The sequence below is a fragment of the Streptomyces sp. NPDC059696 genome (assembly GCF_042733745.1).
Taxonomy (GTDB): Bacteria; Actinomycetota; Actinomycetes; order Streptomycetales; family Streptomycetaceae; genus Streptomyces.
This window is the reverse complement of the sequence record NZ_JBHWFG010000129.1, coordinates 1-1,135: the sequence shown is the minus strand read 5'-3', so window position 1 is coordinate 1,135 and position 1,135 is coordinate 1. Positions and strand designations below refer to the sequence as shown.

Genomic DNA, 1,135 nt, shown 5'->3' with positions numbered 1-1,135 from the left:
GGGCATTGAGAAGGTGTGAACGTTCTTTGTCCAGCCGGGAGCGTTCCTCGGCGAGTTCCCTTTCGACGCGTTGTTCTTCACGTAGGCGTGCGCGCTCTTCACGTTGGGCTTCTTTTTCTTCCTGCTTCTTCATCAGCCAGTCGGCCGTAAGCTCAATCTCTTCGAGCCGGAGGTCATGGAATTCATCGCTGATGTGCATTTCCATGAGCGCGCCGAGCTTGGCGATGGCCACTCGTGACGCTTCCAGACGCCGTTTGGCGGTGATGACGTTGCCGAGTTTGAGTGACCTGATGCTGTTGTCAGCTTCGGCGTTGTATGCCCTGAGCATGAGTTTCGCCAGGTCCTCGGTCATCCGTCGGCCCTTGGCCAAGGAGTTGTCGAAGGTGAACATGTTGGACTTGATGATGGCGCCACCGGCCCGTACCAAGTCGGCGATGCGTGTTTCGATCTCACTTAGCCGGTCCCGGTAGGAGGCTGCGTTCTCGAGTGGGTGATGATAGCGGTAGATGCCGACCTCTTGAAGGACCAGTCCGTCGTTGAGTTCAACATACGACGCTGCGGCAGTCGGGGCCTGTTCAAGACGTTGCTTCAGAAGGCTGTTTTCTGCCTCGAGGAACGCGATCCTGGCTGATTCGGAAGACTGACCGCCGGACGTGGGAACGACCGGTTGGTCTTGCTGGTCGCCCGCCGCTGGTGGGGTTTGAGTTAGGTCATCCCCGTCAGTGTTGGCGGGTAGCCATAACTGCCAGCCGTCGGGTGGGGCCGGCCAGGCTGGATCGGGCGTCCAACCGGCCGGAGGGCGCCACGACAGCGGGGGCTTGGGCCACCCGGGCGGGGGATTGAAAATCATTGTTTGCTCAGCCGTCATTAGGACGTACGCACTCCGGATACATTGGCAGGAACCAGACCCAGCGGATTCTTCGAGACCGAGGCCCCAAGATGCTCCAGCGTGGCGGACGGCACGACGGCTGAAAGATCAATGTCGGCGAAGACGTCACGTGGGACGGCTACAGCCACGAACGGAATGTAGGTGTCACGGCCTGTCGCCGGGTTGATGGTATTCGTTCCCACTTCCAGTGAGATGCTCTGGATCAGTCCGCGCCGGTCGGCTTCAAAAACCTCGTGCAGTGTACGG

1 protein-coding gene and 1 pseudogene are annotated in these 1,135 nt (G+C 59.8%); both read right to left on the bottom strand.

Going from position 1 to position 1,135, the window contains the following annotated elements; all coding sequences use genetic code 11:
• A partial coding sequence (locus tag ACFV20_RS37085; protein WP_385665560.1) for a DUF4041 domain-containing protein occupies positions 1-868 on the bottom strand: 868 nt, incomplete at its 3' end.
• Positions 868-1,135 (bottom strand): annotated as a pseudogene (locus tag ACFV20_RS37080) (hypothetical protein); the annotation flags it as partial. The gene ACFV20_RS37085 and the pseudogene ACFV20_RS37080, both read right to left, overlap by 1 nt.